Origin of the sequence: Microbispora bryophytorum (assembly GCF_043197435.1) — a bacterium.
GTDB lineage: Bacteria > Actinomycetota > Actinomycetes > Streptosporangiales > Streptosporangiaceae > Microbispora > Microbispora bryophytorum.
In genome coordinates this window covers 275,900-294,869 of the sequence record NZ_JBICTF010000011.1, presented here as the reverse complement: position 1 = coordinate 294,869, position 18,970 = coordinate 275,900, and the positions used below count along the sequence as shown (strand labels likewise).

The following is an 18,970-nucleotide window of genomic DNA, read 5'->3' as shown; positions in this document are numbered from 1 at the left end:
CCTTCGGCGGAGTGGTCACCATGGGAATGGTTCTTCCGAGACATAGCGGATAGATCGTGGACGTACGATGGCGGGCGAGGACTCTCTGAGAGTTTTCAACCGACGGACCGGCGAGGTCGCCAATTTGGAGCCGCTCTCTGGAGTTGCTCCTCCTCGCCGGTCCATTCCTTGCTCACCTGCTACAAGGGTTCAGCCACGGAACTGTCCTGCAGAGGCTGCCTGAGCTACCGCTTGATCCAGACAGGGTTCTTGCATTCGCGGCTGACGTGGTTGTGCCGGAAGCAGATCTTGAAGACGGTGATCGTCCCGAAGAAGACGCTGTCCTCGCCGCACTCGAAGTCTCCGCCCTTCTCGTCCTTCACCGTGTGCTTGAGCAGGTAGGTAGTGGCGTACTCGACGTAGACGGACGTCTTGTCGGCGTAGCTGTCGCAGACCTTGATGTGCTTGCGGTCGGCGCTTACCTGGACGTAGCCGTACCGGTTGTCGCCGTCGCTCCAGCCGCGGCCGTCGGCAGCGGCAGGGGAGGCCAGCGTGACAACGGCGAACAGAGCGGCCACGAGGGTGAAGAATTTGGACATGAGTAACCTCCGAATTGGTGTTTGAGGGAATGGGCGACCACTGCCGGGCCGTGTTGGGTACGGCTCAGCAGTGACGTGGTGGTGATGCGGGCTGAACGCTGATGCCGCGAGTGGGCAGTTGTGACGGGCCGTTAGCCCAGGTCGAGATAGGTGAGGACGTCAGCGAGGGCGGATGGCTCCGGCGAACTCCCGTTCTCGGTACGGGTTTCCGACCCAGGTATCCACGCGGACGGTGCTGCCGGTGGACGGAGCGTGGACCATCCGGGTGTCGTCCAACGCGATCCCCACGTGGTGGATGGTCGACGGATTCCGTGGGTTCGTCGCGAAGAAGAGCAGGTCACCAGCCCTGATCTGAGACCGCGGTACGTGAACGCCGGAGCTCCACTGGACTGAGGTGTGGCCGCCGATGCTGACGCCGGCCTTACTCCAGGCGTATTCGGCGAGCCCCGAGCAGTCGAACCCCTTGGTGCCAGCGCCGCGACCGATGCCGTAGCTCGGACCGTTCGGGCCGCCACCGCCCCAGGAGTATGGAACTCCGCGCATGCCGAGTGCGGCTTGTACGGCTATCACCCCTCTGCCGGCTCCGAGGTCGATACCGGCAGAGAGTTCAGTCAGCTGACCGCACAGCTCCAGCTGAACCGCGCTGAGGATCTCCTCGGCCCTCCTCTCTGATCCCGTGCGGTCCTGGGCGCCTCGCCCGAGGCGAGAGGCAAGATCGGCCACGATTGCCTCGCGGGAAACCCCGAGTGAAGCGGCGGCTTGAACGCTGGACCGTATGTCCTTCAAATCGTGCGACGAGAGGCCAAGCTCCAGAGCCCTGCCGTTGGCGTTTTGCGGTTGCCCCAGCTCGTCCACGATCTTCTCGGCCAGGGGTTCGTGCTTCGCGTACTCGCCGCGCAGATCCTCCCGAGGCTCTTGGACGATCGCGGCCACCTTGGTGAGCGGCAGCAACGACCAGTTGGGCACCTTGACCAGCCGGGAGAAGAACGCCCGCGCTGCGTAGCGGGGGTCGGTCACCTCGGCCTTGGTCCCCCACCCGCTGACGGGGCGCTGCTGGAAGACCCCGAAGGACGTCCCGTGGTCCCCAACCACGTCGTTCTTCAGGCCGGACTCGTGCAGAGCCGTCGCAATCCCGATGACAGCGGCGCGACGGGGGAGTCCCATGGCAGTCGCCGTGTCCACGATGATGCGCGCGTTCGTCGCCTGCTCCCCGGTCAGGTCGGCCGCTGCCGTCGTAGTGCTCGGCTGGACGTGCGAGCAGAACGCCGCGGTATCGCCGGAGGTCGCCGCGACCTTGGCACCGCCGGCCATCCCGGCGATCAACGCGATACCCGACACGATGCTCCCTCCAGCGATCACAGCCTTGGCCCCCAGCCCGGTCTCGGCGATCACTCGTCGTCCTCCTGGGGCGGGATCTCAGGCGGTGCCGCGGCCGCGCGCGGGCCCAGATCGGGCCAGTGCAGGGCCAGGCCGGCCAGACGGAGCCGAGGCCCCTCGGCGTCCGAGGGCAGCCACTTCTCTCCTGCGGGACCGTCGTCCACGGGGCCGACGAGCGCGGACGGGTTGCCGGTGGCGATCGGCATGTAGGCGTTCGCCGGGTGCTGCACGAGCTTGCGCCGGAGATGCACCTCGCGCCGCTCGCCCTGCACCCAGAAGAGGACGGGGGTGATGACCCGGGTGGCCTTGCTCAGGGCCGCATATCCGTCGAGCTTCCGTACGACGCGGTCCAGCGGCTCGCTGCCGGTGTCGTATTCGAGGAAGAAATCGACGGTGTACTCACCCTGCCGCCATCGGCCGTACGCGTCGGGCCGGACGGTATCGCCCCAGAGAGAGGTGCAGCGGTCCTCCGGCCACCAGTCGAGCAGTTCGGCGTCCTCATAGCGCCGTGCGAAGGCCCGCAGTTCGGCACCGAAGCCGTTGGTCCCGACGGTGTGCGCGAGACGTTGGCTGTAGGCGATCGAGAGCACGCGCTCTCGGCGGTAGCCGGAGGTACTCGGGTCCACGCCGTCCTCCGAGGCGAGCACAGCCGCTCCAGCGGGGCCGAGGACGTAGTGGTACGGCGCGGTGCCCATACCCGGCGGCAGGTTGGGCCGGAAGCGATCGAGCACTCCCATGTGATTCAGGGCGAGCAGACGCTTCCGCGCGGCGTCATCCGTGTCGAAGGCGATCTGGGCGATCTGTGTCGAAGTCAGGACGCGCTGGTCCCTGACCATCCGCAGCAACTCTCGGTCCCGCGACGTGAGCCGGGCAGCGAGCTGGGCCAGGACCGTGGGAGTGAACCGGGTGGTGGACATCTGCTTCTCCTTCAGAGGTGGAGCCGGGGGTCGTCCCGGCGGATCGTGGGCGGTGCGGTCAGGGTGCGCCCGTGGGCCTTGGCCGCCGCGGCCCTGATGACGCGCTCGACCTCACGCGAGGGTTCGGGCAGTGGCCGGGTGCGCAGCGTGAAGGGAGGCGCCTCGGAGGACCGCGACATGAGGCGGGCGGCGGCCTGATAGGCCCCGAGGTTGGCGAGGTCGTGTGCACGCAGGTAGGGAGTGAAGTGGTGCTCGACCTCCCGGGCGTCCTCCGGGGACAGCGAGAAGTAGATCTTGTTGCGTGCGTCGGAGGAGATGGCCTGGCGGAGCTCCCGCGGAAGCTGAGCCAGGTGCTGGTGGGCGATCACCAGCGAAAGCCGGTATGCCCGGGCCTCCGCGAGCATGTCGCTGAGCGCGTGCGGCAGCGTGAGGAAGTTGTGCGCCTCGTCGACGTAGAGCGCGGCCGGCGAACGCTGCTTGCCGAGCTTGGCGCGGTGCGACGCGGCCTGCCAGATCTGCGCCAGCACCATGGAGCCGAGCAGACGGGCGCTGTCGTCGCCGAGCACTCCCTTGGGCAGCCGGACGAGCAGGATCCCGCCGTCCAGCACATCGCCGACGTCGAAGGTCGATTGTGCAGAGCCGAGGACGTCGCGGACGAACGGCCGGAGCAGGAAGGCCCGCAGCTTGTTCATGATCGGGCTGGTGACGTGAGCCCGGGCGGAGTCGGACAGGCTCTCGTACCACTGCCAGAAGCCGAGCAGGAGCGGGTCGCGCACGCCGGCCACGAGACGGCGCCGGAATTCGGCGTCGATGAGCAGTGTGGGAACGTCGGCCAAGGTGCCGCCGTACGAGGCCAGGGTCAGAGCGCAGCCGCGCAGGATGTCGTCGGTGCGAGGCCCCCAATAGTCGGCGTAGATCTTGTGGAAGATGCCGACGAGGTTGTCCACGCCCCGATCCAGCTCGGCACCGCCGAGGACGTTGAGCGACGGGCGCGCGTGCCGGTCGTCGGGGTCGATCAGGACGACCTTGTCAGCGGCGGATTCGGGGATCAGGCCCAGCAAATCGCTGATCAGGTCCCCTTTCGCCTCGATCACCGCGGTTCCACGTCCGGCCTCGATGTCGGAGAGGATCATCTGGGCGAGCAGCGTCGACTTGCCGGTGCCGTTCGGGCCGAGGACGTGCACGTGATGGAAGGAGTCGGCGACGCGCAGGGCGACCGGCCGCACATGTCCTGTGTCGGAGAGGCCGAGCACCTTGGCGTGCTCCCTGCCGTACGCAATCTGCGGCGAAGGCGGGACGCTGTTGGCCCCGGCGCGCTGGAGCCCGGGCACCGCGACGTCGAGCGGAAGATGAGCGAGTGCCGCGAGCTCGGGCAGAGAGAGCAGGAAACCTCTGCCGAGTCGGCGTCCCGCGAGCTGCGCCGCGGCCAGGGGCAGGTGTTGCCGTTCGAGCCGGTTGTGCCCGGAGAAGAGGGCGAACGCCGAAGCGATCGCGTGTGCGCGCCCTCGGATCGCGTTCCGCCTGGCTGCCCGCGCCGATTTCAGCGCCGAGTCGTCGCCGGTGGTCGGCAGGTCGGCTTGTACGACATAGCGGACCGCGACGACGAAACGCGGCCGGAGCGCCTTGTCCCTGATGGCGCGAGCCTCTGCGGATTCCTCCAGCTGGGCCGCCCGGTCCTTTATGTACTGGCGCAGGTGCTGCGGGTGAAGGTGCTGATGCATCGGCCCGGGAGTCAGCAGGTCGAGAACGCCCCGCACCAGCCCAGCCGGTCCAGTCTTGATCGTGCTGGTGAGACGGCGGCCGGTCGCCGGCCGGGCGAGGATCTGCACAGCGGCGTGCTGCCAGGCAGGCATGCCGACGGCCGCGCCGACGAGCGCCCGGACCGGGTCGGTGTTGTGGTCGTGCCGGATCGGGAGCCGCTCGGTGCGCGCGATCTTCAGCTGTCCGCCGTACGACAGGCCAGCGAGGGGCACGGGCGGCGTCGCTTCCCGTACTTCGGTACGCGCGGACGGCCAGGCGGCTTCGATGGCGTGCTCCACCAGGTGCTGGGGGATGACCCCAGGCACCCACAGCCGGATGCTCACGCCGCCGGAGCCGAAGACGTACTCGAAGGCCAGGTGCGGTTGCCCGAACAGGACACGCTTCCAGGCCGGGCGGAGCAAGCCGACGAGGTTGCCCCAAAGGGCCTCGGCGCCCGGCATGTCGGCTATAGGCGGCGCGAGGATCTCGACGCACCGGGCACCGCGGGACCAGGGCCGGTGGCGGAGACGCACCAGGGCCTGTCCGAGCAGGAGCTGCCCGATGTCTACGCCGACGAGGAAGGCGATCACGTGCCACATGTGCGCCTCGAGCCAGGCGTACGCCGTGCTCAGGAGGGCGGACGGGTTGGTGATGAGGTCCTCAATCACAGGTAGTTCTCCTCGTCGTAGTCGATGCGGGACAGCTCCTGTGGCGAGGAGGTCACCAGGTCGTGCTCGCGCTGGCTGGCGATCACTTGCAGGGGCACGCGCTGAGCACCGGCACCGGCGGTGAGCAGGCCGGTCCCGCGTTCGGCGGACAGCAGGAGCTGCCGCTCTCCCTCGGAGAGCTGGAAGGCGTCGACGACCTTGTCGATCGCCTGGGGCGCCTGCTTGAGCAGGATCTGGGTGGTGGAGTTGGCGATGATCGCCTGGCCGATCTCCGAGCCGAGGAGGTCGCCGGCGTCCTGGGTGACCACCGAGAGCCCGGCCCAGTGCTTGCGGGCGGCCTTGGCCATGCGTAGGAGGAACCGGGCACCTTCGGGGTCCCGCATCAGGAGCCAGGCTTCGTCGACCACGACGAGACGAGGCCGCCGGTCATGGGGATCGGAGACGCGACGCCAGATGGCGTCCAGCGTCAGCAGCGTCCCGACCGCCTTCAGCTCTTCCGGCAGATCTCGGAGGGAGAAGACGATCAGGTGGGAGTCGGGCGGGGTGGTGGTCGGGCCGTCGAAAAGCTGACGGTGGCTCCCCGTGACATACGGCGCGAGCCCTGCGGCCAGGTCCTTGGCCTTGGGATCGACATCACTGGTAAGCGCGGTTACCAGATCCCGCATGAACGGCGGGCGGCGGTTCCAGGTGCGCGGCTCGAAGGTGATCCCGGCTCTGCGGTAGGCGGCGATGATGGCGCGGTCGAGCGCCGCCTTGCTCACCTTGTCCAGCGGCTCGCCGAGCATGAGGCTGATCAGGGTGTGCAGGAACAGCGCGCGCCGGGTGAGCGGGTCGCTGTCGCGCTGCCTCCTGGGCGGCAGGTCGAAGGGGTTTAGCCGCACCTTGGGTGCGCCGAGGTGGATGTACGCGCCGCCGACGGCGGAGCACAGCCGGGCGTACTCGTCCTCGGGATCGATGACCGCGACCTCGACGCCCGTGTAGAGAGAGCGCAGGGCCTCCAGCTTGGCGAGGTACGACTTGCCCGCTCCCGACCGGGCGAGGATCACCGAGTTGTGGTTGTCCTGTGCGAAGCGGTCCCAGGCGACCAGGGACGAGCTGGCGGTGTTGGCGCCGTACAGCACCGCCGTAGGGCCCAGCTCCGCTGTGAGGTCCGGGCTCGAGAAGGGGAACGCCGCGGCCAGGGCCGGCGTGTCGAACGTCCGGCGCGTGCCCACGTTGTCATACGCGAACGGCAGGCTGCTGATCCAGCCCTGCACCTGCCGGAAGGTGGCCACCCGGGCGTCCAGGAGCAGCGATGCGGCCAGTGCACGGACCTGGGCGCAGGCATCGTCGAGCTCTTGCTCGCTTCCGGCGTGGACGGTCAGGTAGATGGCGGCGCGGAAGAGCTTGGCCTGACCGCGCGCGATCCTCGACGCCAGCTCCTGGGCATCCTCGGCCGCGGCCTCCGTGCCGGGATCCAGGAGGCGCCCGTGCTCCTGGTCAGAGCGGAGCCCTGATTCCAGGCGGGCGAGCTGCTTACGGAGCCGATCGGCGGCGACCAGCGAGGGCAGTGGGTCGATGTGCACCGAGACGTCGAGCCGGCCGGGGTATGCCAGCAGCGGCTCCAGCCATCCGGGGGCGACCTCGCGGGGGAATCCCGTGACGACGAGCGTGGCGCAGAAGCTGTCGGCCAGATGCAGGCAGCGGGGCCGGACCTGGATCGAGTTTGGGCCGATGCCAGAGGGCGGAGTGGGCGTACGGCGGAGGCGGAGCTTCATCGGCGGCCTCCCCTGCTGATCACTTGGTCGGGGTGGGCGAGCAAGTCCGCAGGCAGGGGCGGGGCCATCGGATCGAAGCAGGAGGTCAGCAGCGCGCTGACGGCTGCGGCGTCCAGTGGGCGTACGGTGAGCCCGCACGCGCCCAGGAGCCGGGCCGCCTCGGCCAGGCGGCGGTAGGCGCGAGCCGCGGCCGCGGTCGTGCCGTTGGCGCCGACGGCGGGTTCACGGATCACCAGCAGGACCTGCCGCCGCAGCAGCTCGTGACGGGTGGCTAGATCCGTCAGGAACATGACGTGCTCGCGGGCGGCATGAGCCAGCGCCGGGTGCGGGAGCAGGGGGATGCGCTCCTCGAGAGCGCCAATCGTCGTGGCGAGGTCGACGCGCTCGGCACGGACCAGGATCTGCACTCGCTCGGACAGCGAGTGCAGCCATCGCCCGAAGGCGGCGACCAGCCCGTCCTGCTCGTCCGGAGTCCGCAGGGCGAAGCTGACGGTGGAGACCTCGGCGATCGCGACGATTCCGTCCGGCCCGAGGTCGATCAGGCCGTCCTCCATCACTCCGCGCGCCGGCAGTTTGAGCAGTGCCGGGACAGGGACGCGACTGGCCGCGATCCAGGCGGGCGGAGGCGCGACCACGTCGGGCGTCGAGACCAGGCGCTTCGCGGACCAGTGGTATCGGAGGGCGGCGAGGAGGAACCGGTCGAGGCTGACACCGTCATGCGTGGCGACGCCCAGCAGGATTCCCAGCACCGCCACGAGCAAGGTGATCACCGCGAATACGGCGAGGGGAAGTCGCTCACCGAGCGTCGTATAGAGGAGGTAGAGAGTCGCACCGGTGACGGCGAGGATGGCCACCTGCCGAGCGGTGAACCCCCAGACGATCCGGTCGGGCTGTTCCACATCGGCGGGGATGCGGACGACTTCGCTCCAGCTCATCGTCCATCACTCCCTCGCTGCCCGCGCGTACTGCGGCGAGGTGGAGGTGGCGGCTTACGTCGTCCGGGGTTCTCCGGCCAGTCCACAGAGCCCGGGACGGGCGCGTTCGGCGGCACGATCGGCTGCACCGGTCGTTTGGGTGCCGCCGGAGGGACGACCGTCTGGCGTGGGGGAGGCGGCGAGCTGGTTCCCGCACTCCGCAGCCAGTACATCTGGCTGAGCCCGGCGGGCCCGGCGGCGTAGTAGTTCTCGCGCGGGTAGCCGAAGACGGGAGTCGACGGCGGGACCGGGCGCGAGGGCGCGGGCGTCGGGCGGTACTTGCCCTGGACCGGCGGAGCGCTGGGAGCGTGCTTGGCGACCGCCGGCTGCCAGTTGGCCGCGTTGACCGGACGGCGAGCGGCGACGGGGGCGTGCTTTGCCGGTCCGGCACCTCCGCGCGCTGCGGTGGCGGCAGTTGCCACAGTGGCAGCGGACGCGGCAGCCGTACCGGCAGGGCCTGCCGCCAGGGCGGGCAGGGCGTGCCTGACCGTTGCCATGTTCACGGCACGCTTGGCCGCACCGACCTTGGAGCCCTTCTTGAGGTGCAGGGCGCTGAGAAGCGGACTAGTGACCTTGTACGCCAAGGCGTACTTGACGATGCGGACCACACCGAGACCGCGGCCGCCGGGCAGGAACATCACCCGTGAGATCCAGGTGGGGATGCGCACCAAGATGATCAGCAGGACGAGGGCGAGCAGGAGGTTGTAGAGCGGGCCCCGGCCGGTGAGCCCCATGACCTCGCGGCCGTCCTGGTTGAAGAAGACCCGTACGGCCGTGACGAGCGTGAGCGACTGACAGATCTGGATGAGCAGCAGCCCGGTGAAGACCCGCCACCACAGCCGCGCCAGGCCGTCCGTCTGAGGCAGCGCATGGCAGGCGAGGGCCAGCGGAGCCGCGACCACCAGCAGGGTGGTGAGGGCCACTCGGAGCACGAAGGTGATGAGCAACACCACAAGCAGCACCACGGCCACAAGGGCGAGCAGGATGTAGAAGATCGGCGATGCGTCGGGCAGCAGGACGAGCAGGCGGATCGCGTTGGCCGCCCTGCGCGCATCGAAGCCCTGGCCGAGCAGCGCCTGGGCGATCGCGTTGCCGAAATCGATGGCCTTGCTGGTCAGCAGGAAGCTGGCGTTGGCGGCCAGGAAGGCCACGACGAGCCGGGGCAGGATCTCTTTGATCGCGTACCTGGTCTGGACGGTCTCGTAGCTCATGGCCAGGATCCCGCCGACGGTGGCGAACAGGATGAAGGATCCGTTCGCGATGACCAGGGTCACGTGCCACAGGTCCTCGATCCGTATCTGACCGTCGATGCTCGGCGTGGCCAGGAGCGTGGCGGCCAGGGCGTCCAGCAACGGCTTGATCGCGGATCCGACGAGCTCGGTGAACCAGGCGTTGATCTGGTTGGTGATCCAGTCGCCGATGCCGAAGCTGATGCCGGTGTTGCCGCTCGGGACCGGTGGCAGTTCGACCACCGGCGACGGAGTGGGCGAGGGATTGGTCCACAGGGTGTGGATAAGAATCTCGACGGCCATCGCGGTCACCCGCCGACGACGTGCTTGAGCACGTTGACGAACAGCGGTGCCAGCACGGCCAGGGCGTAACCGAGGGCGGCGGCTTTGAAAGCGACCTTGGCTTTCTGGACCTCGCCGGGATCCCCGCCGGCGACCAGATAGCGCAGGCCGCCGATGGTGAACATGAGCGTCGCCAGCGTGGCGAGCAGCCCGACGATCCAGTTCCGCAGGTTGGTGAAGACCTGATCGAGCTGGTCTGGCCGGGTCGGCGGAGCAGCGGCGTGGATCACGGCAGTCGCGTTGCCGCCGTCGGCCAGGGCTGCGGCAACGAGGACGGCAATGATTGCCGCCGCTATGCCGACGACGAGCAGGACGCGAACGACGTGCCGCCGCGGTTTCCGCAGTGCCGGCAGGTGAGGGATCCGCGCGGAGCCGGTGAGGCTGCCCCAGCCTCCTTTCCTCGTGGTGGTGTCGGGTTGCGTATCCGAGCTCCGGCTCCGCGCGGAAGTCATGGGGACGTCCTTCTCCACCTCTCTAGAAGGGGTGGAGGAGATCGTTAGGGACGTGGCCGCCTCGACCTCGCCGCTCAGGACGGCTTCGACGAGGATCGGTTCGCAGCGCTGTCGGCGCTTCTTGGCCGCTTCGGTGGTCAGGCCGAGCTCTCGGGCGGCGTCGGCCAAAGTGCGCTTCTCCAGGCGGGTCATGCCGATCAGCTCGGCGTCGACCTCGCTGATGACGCCCTTGGCGACGGCATCCAGGAGGACGAGGTCCGGGTGTCCCCAAGGGACGGCAGGGGGTGAGGATTCCTCGAGCGGAAAGCGCCGGGCGGCTCCGGCCTCCGCGTTCTCCCGGGCGCGCTCGCCGGCCCACTTGGCCGCGGCGCACATTCGGGGGAAGACGCTCGGCGTGTCGAGGTCGGCCGTACGGATTGCCTCGATGAACGCGGTCAGGACCTCGGTGTCGATGTCTTCCGGGTCTCCGGCAACGTAGCCGCGGCAGATCCTGCCGCTGATGCCGCGCAGTGCCGGTACGGCAACGCCGACGGCACTCACCATCCACTGCGGCCCGTCCTGCCGGGCCCGCGTCACGAGCAACCGCCAGACCGCATCCCGGGCGGCGTTCGAGCAGGAGGGGTGGATCAGCACATCCCGCAGCTCGATCAGCGACATTCCCCGGCGGGGGAGGCCGTGCCCGACCTCCCTGCCGTCGACGGCGAGGCTGCTGGGCGCGCAGGCGAGCATCTGGAAGGCGCGCTCGGCGATGTCCAGGGGTGACCGGTCCGGGCCGGCCGTGTCGGATGGGTTCGTGCTCATCGGGTTCTCCACGGCGAGAGGGATTTCGCTTCGTCAAACCCGGTTGTAGGAGGGGCCTCTGGCACGGCTCCGGCGCCAATCCCCGACTGCTTCTGGCACGCCTCTGGCGTTTGGTGGTGCGGCATGTCGAGAGGCTTCCGCCAGAGCGACGCCAGAGGTACGAAGGTGCTCTCACCAGGGCTAACGGCTCACGCCGGAGCGGTGCCGGAGGCCGCTGCTGCACTCGAAGCGCGTATCTGAGTTCCGCCCCGAAACAGAAATGGAAGTAACGAGCACGACCTGGCTTCAGGTCCCTCGCCAGCCGGCCTCGGCCGGGCGGCCGCCTCTCACGAAGGCTTTCTCCATGCAGGGGGAGGCGTGATGAGGGTTCCGTACTGGCGAGACGACCACGCCACCCTGCACCTCGGCGACGCGCGTGAAGTGCTCTCCGAGATGCCCGACCGGTCCGTGGACTGCCTGGTGACCAGTCCGCCCTGCTACGGGCTGCGCGACCACTGCCCGGAGGAGTACGGCCAGGAGTCGACACCCGACGAGTACGTGGAGAACCTCCGCGCTACGTTCGCGGAGGCCCGGCGTGTGCTGGCCAACGACGGCACCTGCTGGCTCAACCTCGGCGACGTCTACGCCGCCAACTCCGACGGCTACGCCCGCGGCGACAGCTACAACCAACGGCAGCCGGTGGTGCGCCCTCGCTCCCCTCGCGTCGTGCCGCCCAAGAACCTGCTCGGCATGCCCTGGCGGGTCGCCTTCGCCCTCCAGCAGGACGGCTGGATCCTGCGCAACGCGATCGTCTGGTCCAAGCCCAACGCCATGCCGCAGTCGGTCCTGGACCGGCTCTCCACCCGGTACGAGCTGATCTTCCTACTCGTCAAGCAGCTCTTCTACTGGTTCGACCTCAACGCCATCCGCGAGCAGTACACCGGCGACCGCGCGCTGTCCCGGCGGGCGCGGCGCGGCGAGATGAAGCCCAACGCCATTCAAATGCCCTGGCCACCGGTCGGCAAGTACAGCCTGACGGAGTCAGCCGGCGCACCGCACGGCACCGCTATCCGCCCCGCCGGCCGTGCCCATGGTGCGGCCAACCCGAACGGCCGCAACCCCGGCGACGTCTGGACCATCTCAACCAGGCCCTACCGCGGCGCCCACTTCGCGCCGTTCCCGATCGACATTCCGCTCCGCGCCATTGCCGCCGGCTGCCGCCCCGGCGGCAGCGTCCTGGACCCCTTCTCCGGAGCGGCAATAACGGCCCTTGCCGCCCGGCAACTCGGTCGGCAGTTCATCGGCATCGAACTCAACGCGGACTACTGCAAGCTTGCGGTAGCGCGGATCCGTGAAGCATCGGCAGCGGCAGGAGGCATCGGATGAAGGACATCACCCTCCGGGACCTCCAGGACCTGCCACCGACGCTCGACCTGATGACCGCCGCCCGCATCCTCGGCATCGGCCGGACCAAGGCCTACGAGCTGGCCAAGAAGGCCGAGTTCCCCGTCCGGGCCATCCGCATCGGCGACCTCTACCGCATCTCTACGCCAGACCTGCTGAGACTTCTTGACGGTGACATCCAGTGAAGTTACCGAGGCCGCCTTCCGCTCTGGCCCGGAGTCGCGCCCACCGGGCTCTCCAGCTCGTTCACGGTCGCGTTCATCGAAGTGTCCGCCGCCTTCAACGCCACGTCCGCCGACCTTCCCGCGCACAGGCCTCGTCACTGCGCCACACCGTTGCCCGTCTTGAGTCACCCACCGGGCGCGGGCAGTCGACGCTGTTCGTCAGCCGGGTGAGGCGTTGGCGGCTGACGTCCAGCATCACTCGCCGATCTCGACGGCGCCTACGGGCTGAGCAGCCCAACCCCATGTTTCGGCTCGAGTCCGAGTGAATCGGCTGCACCGCCGTCGCCCGCGCCGCTGGCAAGACCATGAACGGGGAGATCGCTCGCCGCGCTGCTAGAGGGCACGGACGACGAAATCAAGACGAAAGCGCAAGCGGCTTATGCTGTGACTCGCCGGTGACTGCCAGAGGCGGCCCGATCGAGGTCGGGCTGCCTCGACGTTCTAGGGGAGGAGGCCGTTCAGTCGGGCAAACAGCTGCGCTGCCCGGGAGACGGTGACGGAGCTGATCTTCGGCAGAAGGGTAGCTTGCTCGCGGACGAGCACTGCGGCCGGCCGGTAATGATTGAACTTACCCAGGCTGTTCTGTTGGAAGTAGCTCTCAATCTGTCGTACTACTCGGGGATCGTGGGCGTTGAGGTCGGCCGCGGTGAGAGGCGTGGTCAGTTCCTTGGCGTAGGCCAGGTTGACCAGATCGAGGTAGAAGTCCGTCTCGAAGAGGTCTTCGATGTCGGCGTCAGCGGTGCCGGTGACCTCGCTGATCTGGACCAGGCCGTTGGCGCTGAGCTGTCCGTTCTCGCGTAGGCGCTTGACCGCGCTGACATCCTTGGTGCTTGAGTCGACTAGGACCGCGACATTGAGCTTGTTGGCTCCGAGCAGGCTGACGAAAGTGGAGAGCTTACCTGCCCCACCGATCGGAATCTTGACCCAGCGAGGATCGAGGCCACGCTGTCCGCCCTTCTCCACGACGTCGGTGAGAACGTCGAGATAGATCAGGTCGCTCGGACCTTCAAGGAGGAGGTTGTGCTCACCGATGAACAAGGTCTGGGTCATATCGATACCCATGGCGGTGAGCAGGGGGAAGATGGTGTCCTCGTCGGCCTTGAAGATCTCCGCCGATACCTTCGTACCTACCTTGTCCTGGTCAACGACGGTGCGGACCCTGTCCAAGTGATCGGGCGAGACGAGGAACGGGGAGTGGGTCGTGTACAGCACCTGATGCTTTGGGGCGAGCCGATCATCGATCAGGCGGAGCAGATCCTCCTGAGCGCGGCCATGAAGAGACAGTCCGGGCTCGTCGAGGAGCAGGATCAGGTCCTGCTCCGCGTCCTCCTCGATCTGGTTGAAGTAGGCCAGGAACGAGAAGAACCAGACGAAGCCGCGAGACCGCTCATCGAAGGGCACGGAGGCACGGTGCCGATGATTGTGGACGCGCACCTCGAGAATTGGCCCCTCGTGGAGCGGCGGTTGGGCGTTCTGCTCGGGATGCAAGATCTTGAGCTGCACTTCGAGTTCGTTGTTCTGTGACCAGTACTCGAAGACTTCGTCTGAGATCAGGTTGCTAGCGTTCTCTAGTTCACGGGTCAACCTTTCATGGTTGTCGGTGACGAGGAAGTCTTCGAGTTTGGCACCGGCCATGGACAACAGGCTGAGGAGCGCGTGCTCGCCCCGCTTCAGTTCGTCCTGGGCGCGTCGCCTCATCAGGTCGGGGATGGACACCTTTCCGGGCATGGTGTCGTAGTCCGCGAAGTAGACGAACTTCGGCATGGCCGGGAAGACGTGCTTATCGATGACGTGCGACAGTGCACTGTGATTGCGCCATCCTCCGATTCGTTCCGCTACCCGCTGGAGCGCGGACGGGATCTCGTCCAGGGAGGTGATTGCAGCGAACAGCTCTTCGATAGTCGTCGCCGCGCCGATGGCCGTGGCGGCGGCAGAGGAAAGGTCCAGATCCTTGCGCAGGTGGTCCAGCACTGCCTTTTCGTTGACCTGAACACTCATGCGACCACTCGCGTCGCGGTAGCCGCGTTTGTAGACCACGTTCGGGTCAGTCACGGCTCCTTCGCCGAGATCCTCCTCGATCTTCTCGATCTCGTCGTCGCCCATGCGGAAGGACAGTGTGACGACCGGGATCATCTGATCGGCGTCCCATCCTTTGCGCAACCGAGTGTGCCGCGAGGGGAAGTCGACGATCTCGTCGAATCGCTTGTCGGCCTCGACAGGATTGGACCGGAAGATAGCTTGCAGGACAGCCGTCTTACCGGATTCGTTCTTGCCTACCAGACAGGTGACGTCCGGCTCAATGGCGAACTCTCCGGAGTCTTCCACGGACCTGTAGTAGGTGACATGGGCACCGGTCAGTTGCACGTACTCCTCCTTGAGCTACGTGGTCGGCCGGTGCGCGTCGGATCGGAACGAGGAACGGTCCACTAGGGGGCGACCGTGTGCTCCATCGGAGGCTGGGGTATCGTCCAGGTGCGAATTGGGAAGAACCCCCGGGGCGCTCGTCACCCGCGTGCGACGCATACCGGGCTTTTTGCGTTGATCGAAGCCTACTCCCGGCGCCCGACAAAACTGCGCCATTCGAACAAGGCCCGCTTTGTGGCATCTTGACCTGCGGTCTAAGAGCCTGCTGACGAAGGATTTGGTCGCTGGGGCGGGGACGAGGGTGCCCTGGTCGAGCTCTTCGAGCGATACGCCTGCGGATAGGAGCGGGCTCCTGATAGCTGAGGTGTTGTCTACGCAACTCGGCAACCAGGAGCCCGTGGTTGTCTGTTTACACGCCCGCGTCCGTGAGCGCCAGTGGTTGCGCCTCACCGGGGTGCCGATGTCATGACCGGATGCCGTCATATCCGCCGGATCTGACCGATGCCGAGTGGGCGGTGCTCGAAGGTGAGGCACGGGCGGTCATGGCCGAACTGGTGCAGGCCGCCGGCAGGCCGATGGTGCATGACCTGCGCGCGACACTCGACGCGATCAACTACGTGACCAGGTACGGGATCGAATGGCGGGCCCTGCCGGTGGACTTCCCGCCGCACGAGGCGGTCTACGCCTTCTTCCTGCGGTGGTCGCGGCGTGGTCTGCCCGAACGGCTCGCCGGACGCTTACGCGGCCGGCTGCGCATCCTGGCCGGACGCGGCGAGTTGCCCTGCTCCACCTGAGCGTCGCGATCGTCAAGCGCTCCGACGACGTGCGTGGCTTCGTCGTGCTGCCGCGCAGGTGGGTGGCGGAACGGACCTTCGCCTGGCTGACCCGCTACCGCCGGCTGGTGCGGATCTACGAACGCAGACCCGAGCACCACGAAGCCCTGATCTGGTGGGCCACGGTGCACCAGATGACCCGCCGCCTGACCCGCGAGCTGGCAGGCCAGCCACCCCATGGCCGGTGGGCCGGCCCGCCACCACTTCCGGACCTGTCCAGCCCCGACCGGCGCGGCAAGGTCCTGGAACTCCTGGCCGCCCAGCCCTGGCGAGCCTGGAAGGGGACCGAACTGGCCGCCATTCTCGGGATCGAGAACGTCAACAGCTTCCGCGTCCAACTGTCTCAGTGGTCCCACCAGGGCTACATCAACAAGATCGGACCAGCGCTCTACGGCCCCATCCCCACGAGCACTTAAGCCTTCGTCAGCAGGCTCTAAATCGTGAGTCGGGACCAGCGGGAACGAGGTGGAGGCGCTCGTGTCCGACGGCCGTCCTCCGCATCCGCTGTCTCGCTAGCACGTCGCTTACTGCCGCACAGTGGCCGAACTCCGCCGGCTTCTCAAGCATGGCGATCGAGGTCGACCGGCTCAGGCAAGGCGTTGGAGGCGGTCACCAGCGCATGAGCGGCGAGGCGGACTCCATCGGCCGCAACCTGTCTTAGTTTGCGGACTCGGATCGCGATCGCAGCGTCTCCAACACTCTTTCGTGCGCCTCGCGTGCCGAGAGGTCCGGCTCCCATGTCTTGGGCGACTTCAGCCATTCCAGCGTCGTTGCTTCGATGACCTCTAGGTCCACTCTGGTCTTGTTGATGAGTTGTATGAGTTCGGCAGCCTGGGCTGGCTCGGGAGGATTCCTGAGAGCCCACTTGAGCGGCTGGAGCTCAGGACTGATCGGCCCGGCCAAATATGTGAGCCAGGTCGCGAATGATCCGTGGACGCGGTGACCCGAGTAGAGACTGTGCACTCGCGCATAGGAGGCGACGAAGCGATGGAGCTTCTCATCGAGAAGCGAGGGAGTTAAGTCTGGAGACACAAGCTCTTTGGCCAGTTGGTGGGTGGCGTCGGCGAACTCCAGAGCCAAGTTGCGGCGGTACTCCTCATCGCGCCCCCCACGGTCACTCTTGATGACGAACCAAGTAGCCAGCATCGCTCCCAGGACACCGAGCAAGGCGCCGCCGAAGTTGCCGAGAAAGAAGTCCTTCAGCCAGCTGAAGTCGTCGGCCGGCGCCACGACGCGGATGATCGGCGTGGGGAAGGACGTTGGTACGACCACGGTCTGCGTAACGGTCACAGTGGGGATGGGCGACGGCGTCGGCGCCAGGAAGAGCATGCACGGAACCTATCGGAGGGGACTGAAGATTCGAACAAACCGCCGGGGCTGATCATGCAACGCCTGCCGGTCACGCAGGAGTTCCCGCCATGATGAAAACATGAGGCTGGCTGTCGCCGTCGACTGTCGAAGACGCCGCCTGCGAACTCCACCTTGTCATGACTCGATTCCAAGACCTGTCTACTCGCCTACCAAGCGATCGAACTCCGACGTGAACCCGCGCCGTTGGCTCCTCCGGGGTCCGCTGCGCTGCGAACGACAAGAGGAACGCCCCGCGCTGGTAGCCGTTCTCCCCCTACCACGCCGCCACCCGCATGTCGTTCACGCGGGCGCCGACACTGACGCTGCATCAGCAGCCGGGGGGCGACCGCCGCACCGCGGCCGCGCCGGGCGGTTTTCTGAGCCGGCGCCCTGACCCGCGATCACGAGACGACATCAACCTGCCGCCTCGCTGCGTCATTCCTGCAGCCAAAGTGCAACGGCTCCTCGTCGGTAATACCGCAGCGACGGACGCCAGCCCGACACAGGCGAAACGGGGCGCAAGCCGAGGCCCTCGCGCAAGGGGAAGCGGCCCTGGGCAGGCGACGGGCACCGGCGCCTACGTGCGCGCCATCGCCCACCAGCTGCGCGCGGATGCGGCTGGCCTTGACGCCGACAGCGCCGTCGCGCACGCCAATGCCACCACCCGACGCGCCGATCTGATTCCCCAAGACCTAGCCCATCGGTTCGACCTGACTCACCCGCTCGCCGGGCCACTGCTCATGAGCGGGCTGGTGCCCAACTGGACCTGAAGCGCCAGTGGCGTAGATCTTCCGTGTTCAAGCAACCAGGAATGATCGTCCAGGTCGAACCTGGGTGCTGTCGATGCAGACTGATCTCTGTCACCTGGTCGGGGCTGGCCCACTAACGAGTGGCTAACAAACGATCAAGAGACCAGGTCCCGAATCTTGGGAACTGGCCTCTGAGCTGGTACTTCGTGGTGGGGCTACCAGGACTTGAACCTGGGACCTCTTCCTTATCAGGGAAGCGCTCTAACCGACTGAGCTATAGCCCCGCACCGTGCGACGAACGTTACCGCATCCCGTTTCCGGTGGCGAATCCGTCGCTGCGAACGAGGAAAAGCTTACCGTGTCCGGGCCTGTGGTCGTGCCATAGGGCGCATCCGTACGGCAGGCCGCTCGTGTGGGCGGCCAGCCGTACCGGTGGGGTCACTCGGCTTCGCTGAAGGTGACCTCGACACCGCCCACGAGGTCCGCGGAGATGTTGTAGATCACGGAGCCGAGGGTGGACAGCGCGGTGATGAGCACGACGTTCAGCGCGCCCAGCAGAGCCGCGTACCCGAGGATGCGGACCGGCTCGAACCAGCTCGCGATGTCGATGGTGCCGGCTCCGGCGCCTCCGGCACCGCTGGTGAGCTGGTTGACGGTGTCGGTGATCGAGGCGAAGACGCCGAGCGCCGACAGCACGCCGTACAGCACGGCGACGGCCACGAACAGCACGACGAAGCACACCAGTGACACGACGAAGCTGAACTTCATCGCCGACCACGGCTCGATCCTGCGCAGGACCAGGTGGGCCTTGCGCGGCGGGCGCACGCCGAGCTTCTTGTCCTTCTTGGAGGACTCGGCCTTGGACGACTCCGCGCGGTCTCCGGCCGGGCCGAAGCTCAGGCCGCGTACGGAGCCGCCGTCCGTCGGGGGACGACCGTTGTCCACAGGCGGACGCCCGTTATCCACAGAGGGTGTGGACGCACCGAGGCCGGTGGGCCGGGGATACTGCGCGGTCGCTCCGCCGCCGTCGGCCCTGCCGTTGTCGGACGCGCCGTCCGAGGCCGTCTGCCGCTTCCAGGGCTGGTCGGCGGCCGAGGTCCGGATGCGCATGGTGTCGTCGGCCTTCGCCTTGTCGGCGGCGGTCACGTCATCTCCTTCGGAAGCCACCTTGGCGACGCTACCGCCATCGTGCGCCCGTGCGGTAACGCCGTTCGAAGATGACGACGGGCGAG

Annotated in this window: 16 protein-coding genes and 1 tRNA gene; 5 read left to right on the top strand and 12 right to left on the bottom strand. The window is 67.4% G+C overall.

What is annotated here, in order from left to right; genetic code table 11:
- Positions 1–224: 224 nt before the first annotated feature.
- The 8 genes from ACGFIB_RS31670 to ACGFIB_RS31635 all read right to left on the bottom strand — a co-directional run bounded on the left by ACGFIB_RS31670 (position 225) and on the right by ACGFIB_RS31635 (position 10,835).
- A complete protein-coding gene (locus ACGFIB_RS31670) occupies positions 225–578 on the bottom strand; it encodes a hypothetical protein (protein WP_393376741.1) in 354 nt (117 codons plus the stop codon).
- A gap of 159 nt (positions 579–737) precedes the next feature.
- Positions 738–1,970 (bottom strand): C40 family peptidase, encoded by a 1,233-nt coding sequence (locus ACGFIB_RS31665; protein ID WP_393376739.1) that lies wholly within the window; start codon positions 1,968–1,970, stop codon positions 738–740.
- On the bottom strand, positions 1,967–2,872 hold the full coding sequence (locus ACGFIB_RS31660; RefSeq protein WP_393376737.1) for a replication-relaxation family protein: 906 nt from the start codon (positions 2,870–2,872) through the stop codon (positions 1,967–1,969). Before ACGFIB_RS31660 ends, ACGFIB_RS31665 begins: the two co-directional genes overlap by 4 nt.
- 11 nt (positions 2,873–2,883) lie before the next feature.
- Positions 2,884–5,280 carry an ATP-binding protein gene (locus ACGFIB_RS31655; protein WP_393376736.1) on the bottom strand — a complete coding sequence of 799 codons (2,397 nt, stop codon included), beginning with the start codon at positions 5,278–5,280 and terminating at the stop codon, positions 2,884–2,886.
- A complete protein-coding gene (locus tag ACGFIB_RS31650) occupies positions 5,277–7,037 on the bottom strand; it encodes a VirB4 family type IV secretion system protein (RefSeq protein WP_393376734.1) in 1,761 nt (586 codons plus the stop codon). Before ACGFIB_RS31650 ends, ACGFIB_RS31655 begins: the two co-directional genes overlap by 4 nt.
- A complete protein-coding gene (locus ACGFIB_RS31645) occupies positions 7,034–7,972 on the bottom strand; it encodes a PrgI family protein (RefSeq protein WP_393376732.1) in 939 nt (312 codons plus the stop codon). Before ACGFIB_RS31645 ends, ACGFIB_RS31650 begins: the two co-directional genes overlap by 4 nt.
- A complete protein-coding gene (locus tag ACGFIB_RS31640) occupies positions 7,969–9,543 on the bottom strand; it encodes a conjugal transfer protein TrbL family protein (RefSeq protein WP_393376731.1) in 1,575 nt (524 codons plus the stop codon). Before ACGFIB_RS31640 ends, ACGFIB_RS31645 begins: the two co-directional genes overlap by 4 nt.
- A 5-nt stretch (positions 9,544–9,548) precedes the next feature.
- A complete protein-coding gene (locus ACGFIB_RS31635; protein WP_393376729.1) occupies positions 9,549–10,835 on the bottom strand; it encodes a hypothetical protein in 1,287 nt (428 codons plus the stop codon).
- A gap of 360 nt (positions 10,836–11,195) precedes the next feature.
- Between ACGFIB_RS31635 and ACGFIB_RS31630 the strand changes: the two genes are divergently transcribed.
- Both ACGFIB_RS31630 and ACGFIB_RS31625 read left to right on the top strand, forming a co-directional pair.
- Entirely contained in the window at positions 11,196–12,200 is a 1,005-nt protein-coding gene (locus ACGFIB_RS31630; protein ID WP_393376727.1) for a DNA-methyltransferase, read from the top strand.
- Positions 12,197–12,403, top strand: a complete 207-nt coding sequence (locus ACGFIB_RS31625; protein ID WP_393376726.1) for a helix-turn-helix domain-containing protein — start codon at positions 12,197–12,199, stop codon at positions 12,401–12,403. The genes ACGFIB_RS31630 and ACGFIB_RS31625 overlap by 4 nt, the downstream gene beginning before the upstream one ends.
- A 480-nt stretch (positions 12,404–12,883) precedes the next feature.
- Here ACGFIB_RS31625 and ACGFIB_RS31620 read toward each other — a convergent pair whose 3' ends face one another.
- The gene (locus tag ACGFIB_RS31620; protein WP_393376724.1) at positions 12,884–14,806 is read right to left on the bottom strand and encodes an AAA family ATPase; all 1,923 of its coding nucleotides are present in this window, start codon (positions 14,804–14,806) and stop codon (positions 12,884–12,886) included.
- 473 nt (positions 14,807–15,279) lie between these two features.
- Between ACGFIB_RS31620 and ACGFIB_RS31615 the strand changes: the two genes are divergently transcribed.
- Positions 15,280–15,600: a transposase gene (locus tag ACGFIB_RS31615; protein WP_393376723.1), complete on the top strand. Its 321-nt coding sequence runs from the start codon at positions 15,280–15,282 to the stop codon at positions 15,598–15,600.
- A 29-nt stretch (positions 15,601–15,629) separates the two neighbouring features.
- Positions 15,630–16,055, top strand: coding sequence for a hypothetical protein (locus ACGFIB_RS31610; protein ID WP_393376721.1), 426 nt, complete (start codon positions 15,630–15,632; stop codon positions 16,053–16,055).
- A 241-nt stretch (positions 16,056–16,296) separates the two neighbouring features.
- On the opposite strand, the gene ACGFIB_RS31605 is transcribed toward ACGFIB_RS31610, so the two are convergent.
- The gene (locus ACGFIB_RS31605; RefSeq protein ID WP_393376719.1) at positions 16,297–16,968 is read right to left on the bottom strand and encodes a hypothetical protein; all 672 of its coding nucleotides are present in this window, start codon (positions 16,966–16,968) and stop codon (positions 16,297–16,299) included.
- A 602-nt stretch (positions 16,969–17,570) separates the two neighbouring features.
- On the opposite strand from ACGFIB_RS31605, the gene ACGFIB_RS31600 reads away from it, so the two are divergent.
- On the top strand, positions 17,571–17,759 hold the full coding sequence (locus ACGFIB_RS31600; protein ID WP_393376718.1) for a hypothetical protein: 189 nt from the start codon (positions 17,571–17,573) through the stop codon (positions 17,757–17,759).
- Between the two features lie 186 nt (positions 17,760–17,945).
- Here ACGFIB_RS31600 and ACGFIB_RS31595 read toward each other — a convergent pair.
- Both ACGFIB_RS31595 and ACGFIB_RS31590 read right to left on the bottom strand, forming a co-directional pair.
- Positions 17,946–18,022 (bottom strand) — tRNA-Ile (locus ACGFIB_RS31595).
- A gap of 154 nt (positions 18,023–18,176) precedes the next feature.
- On the bottom strand, positions 18,177–18,884 hold the full coding sequence (locus ACGFIB_RS31590) for a DUF3566 domain-containing protein (RefSeq protein WP_229689480.1): 708 nt from the start codon (positions 18,882–18,884) through the stop codon (positions 18,177–18,179).
- Between the last annotated feature and the right edge of the window lie 86 nt (positions 18,885–18,970).